Below are 4,026 nucleotides of genomic sequence, written 5' to 3' on the forward strand. Positions count from 1 at the left end.
TGCGTCCTAACCGGGCAATATAATCACACAAATGGAGCGGTCGACCTCAATGGTAAAGTACTCCCAGGAAAGCAAATGCTCGCAATTGAAATGGGCAAAGCGGGTTATGAAACAGCAATGATTGGAAAGTGGCATCTCAAAGTTGAGCCCAAGGATTTTTCTTATTACTGCGTGCTACCCGGACAAGGTAAATACCATGGTCCCTCCTTTCGAATTCGGGGAGAAAAGCCGTGGGGGAAAAATCTGATCGAATTTCCAGAAAAACACTCCACGGATGCCATCACTGACCTGACCCTTGATTGGCTTAAGAAAAGAAAGGATGATAAACCATTCTTTCTCATGCATCACTACAAGGCTCCTCATGATTACTTTGAAAATGCAGAAAGATATGAAAATTATCTTGCTGATATTGATATTCCAGAACCTCCCACTCTTTGGAAACGGGATCCCACATTCGGATCGCTCGCCACCCGCGGAGACAATGACGAGTTAATTCCGCATATCGGAACATCCATCGGAAATCGTAACCCCCGGCGATCCTACCTGCGTGATCTACCCGAAAGATTCCCTAAGGAATTTCCTGAAAACTATGATCCTAACAATTTTACCGACGAAGAAAATACTCGCCTTGCCTACAACGCCTATCTCAAAAAATTTCTTCGGTGCGTAAAAGGAATTGATGATAATCTAGGTCGCCTATTTGACCACCTTGAAGCCAGTGGCCAAATGGATAATACCTTAATTGTATATACCGCGGATCAGGGCTTCATGCTCGGCGAACATGATTATCAGGATAAACGATGGATGTACGAAGAATCCATGCGAATGCCCCTTATGGTCCGTTATCCAAAATCGATTCAGGCAGGCCAGAAATTTGATTCGATTATTGAAAATGTGGACTTCGCCCCCACCCTGCTCGACTTTGCTGGTGCGTCTATCCCCAAGCCTGTCCAAGGTCGTTCATTTAAAAGTATTCTTGAAACCGGAGAAGAAAAAAAGGAATGGAAAAAAGCCGCTTATTATCGCTACTGGATGCATATGGCTCATCATGATAATCCCGCCCACATTGGAATGAGAACCAAGCGTTATAAACTCATTTACTTTTATGGGTGTAATTATCAGGGAGAGTACCAGACACCGGCAGGATGGGAATTATACGATATGAAAAAGGATCCTCAGGAAACCAAAAATATCTACGATGATCCAAAAAACGCCAAGCTTATCAGCTCACTAAAGAATTGGATGGCAAAACTGCGAAAAAAAGTGGGAGATGATGGATCCCATTATCCAGCGTGCGAAGAAATTGTTCAGGAATTTTGGGACTACAGTGAAGCAGATCAGGAAAAAGCCCGAAAAATATCCGGGGAGTATTTATCCAGAAGAAAGGCTGAGCTTACATCAGGGTTGCTCAACCCAAAGACCTTTGGAAAACCTTGATTTAGAATACTCTAAACTATTGACTTCCCTACATGTTTGATCATTCGATTGGGGTGTTCTTGCCTATTCTTAAACACCCTCAATCAAATGAAAAATATTAATTTTCTATTCCAGCTTTCCCTTTGCATATTTTCATGCTGCCTTATTTATGGAAAAAAACAGCCAAACCTGATCGTTTATATGATCGACGATTTGGGATGGAATCAAATCAGTGCAAAGCAGGCCACCATGGGAACCCATACCGGTTCCTTCATCACCCCTAATATAGAGAACATTGCCAACCAAGGCTTGAGCTTTACTGATGCCTACACCCAACCCAATTGTGCACCCTCTCGTGCAGCCATGCTGTCGGGACAATATCCTGCCCGGGTAAACAACAGCGTGTATGTTGTCGGGAGCCTAAACCGAAACAAAAAACCGGGTATCACCAAGGAAGAAGCCAATTTCACCGGCCCAAATCAAAGTGAAGATGTTGCCTCCTCAGCTATTACTATTGCTGAGGCTCTTAAAAAAAATGGATACAATACTGCCCATATTGGGAAATACCATGTGGGTGGTCACGGCACGGATAAAACAATGCCTGAAAATCAGGGCTTTGATATCAATATTGGAGGATATTCGCAAGGTCATCAACCCACCTGCTTTTCCAAAAAGATTAATGATTCTTGGCAATTCGCAAGACTTGGGCAGGGAGACTTCGACCGCTTTGCCAAACCCTACACGGAAGCGTATGTAGAAAAATACAGTATTCCCAATAGTCAGATCGGAAAACCCAAGCATGTATGTGATGCCCTTGCCGATGCAATGGAAGAAACGGTAGATACGCTGTCTGCCAAAAATAAACCATTCTATTTACAGCTCCATGCCTACGCGGTTCATGGACCCGTACAGTCTAGACCGGACCTCAAAGAAGCCGCACAAAAACGTCTGGATGCAAAGAATTCTAGAAAGGCTAATTTAGCTGGTTTCATATCGGGAATGGATGCGGTCCTTGGAAGACTCCTTGATTCAATCGAAGACCCAAATGGGGATGGGGATAAAGGCGATAGCATCGCTCAGGACACCCTGATCATTTTCACCTCAGACAATGGAGGTACCCATGGTGACAACCTTCCTTTACGTGGAGTGAAAGGAATGTTTACCGAAGGTGGCATACGTATTCCTCTGATTGCCTATTGGCCTGGTATCATTCCAGCAAACACGGTTAGCGACAGGATGGTTCACGGAATCGACTTTTACCCCACTCTCCTTGAACTTGCAGGAAATACATGGCTTCCACCCGCTAAAAAGCATCCATTAGATGGAGAATCTTTTGCTAAATTTCTTCGTAACCCAAAACTTTCAGATAAACGATCTCCCATCTTTTATTTGTTTCCCGGATACATGGATGTGCGAGCTCAACCCTGCGTTGTCATAATTGATGAAATCGAAAATAAACGCTATAAGTTACTATATTACTACGAAGCAAATTCGTGGGAACTTTATAACCTTACGGATGATATTGGAGAAGACAGAAACATAATCAAAAAGCATCCAAAGATCGCCTCCAACCTATCGAATAAAATTCAAGACTGGCTCGGGCAGAAACATCCAACCTGGAAACCAAAATTTCCACTTTCTAAAAAAGACGGTAAACCGGTTCTTCCTAAGTTCCTGTAAGCAAAACTTTTTCCTGTTAAATTAGTAATGAAACAGGAGATTGATTATATGAACAAAATAAATTTTTTAATTCTTCTGCTTGTTGCGATGGTGTCCACAAGCACAGCTGAAGATCGTCCCAATATTCTCTGGTTTGTAATTGATGATATGTCCGCCAATTTCTCCTGCTATGGAGAAAAAGCGATCGAAACCCCCAATGTGGATAAACTGGCAGAACAGGGTGTTCTTTTTACCAAAGCCTATGCCACCTCCCCCGTATGCTCCACTTTTCGATCCTCTCTGATAACCGGAATGTATCAAAATTCAATCGGGGCTCATCATCACAGGAGTGGCAGAGGAAAAAATAACATTCAACTACCTGATGGAGTGAGACCCATTCCTGCAATTTTTCAAGAAGCAGGATATTTTACATGCATTGGCAGTGGACTGAAAAATTTCGATTTCAGAAGCCTGCCCTCGAAAACCGGAAGAAAGGGAAAGACAGACTATAATTTCGATTGGGATACTAAGATATATGACAGTCATGACTGGTCGAAAAGGAATGGTAATCAGCCCTTTTTCATGCAGGTCCAATTACACGGGGGGAAAATACGGGGAGCCGCCGAAAAACACTATGAAATCCTTGAAAAAAGAATGATAAACCAATTTGGACTTCAACCCACTTCCCACGATTTGGTTGAACTGCCACCCTATTATCCAAATGATTCTGTTTTCCTCAGAGACTGGGCAACTTATCTCGATACAGTTAGAATAACCGACTGGCATGTTGGCCAAGTGATCGAAAGGCTCAAAAGAGAAGGTATTATCGAGAATACCTTGATCATATTTTTCACAGACCATGGCATAAGCCATGCACGCGGGAAACAATTTCTCTACGACGAAGGTACTCACATTCCACTTGTGATAAAAGGGCCAGGCGCCCCGAAAGGG

At 43.1% G+C, this 4,026-nt stretch carries 3 protein-coding genes; all 3 read left to right on the forward strand.

Annotated features, from left to right (window positions below):
• On the forward strand, window positions 1–1,437 hold a 1,437-nt coding region (locus tag ACKPQ5_RS00960; protein ID WP_407677215.1), incomplete at its 5' end, for a sulfatase/phosphatase domain-containing protein.
• 87 nt (window positions 1,438–1,524) lie between these two features.
• Complete coding sequence (locus tag ACKPQ5_RS00965) at window positions 1,525–3,096, forward strand: sulfatase (RefSeq protein WP_407677216.1); 1,572 nt, start codon at window positions 1,525–1,527, stop codon at window positions 3,094–3,096.
• A gap of 48 nt (window positions 3,097–3,144) precedes the next feature.
• A partial coding sequence (locus tag ACKPQ5_RS00970; protein WP_407677217.1) for a sulfatase-like hydrolase/transferase occupies window positions 3,145–4,026 on the forward strand: 882 nt, incomplete at its 3' end.

Source organism: Candidatus Seribacter sulfatis (genome assembly GCF_964187635.1).
GTDB classification, from domain to species: Bacteria; Verrucomicrobiota; Verrucomicrobiia; order Opitutales; family Seribacteraceae; genus Seribacter; species Seribacter sulfatis.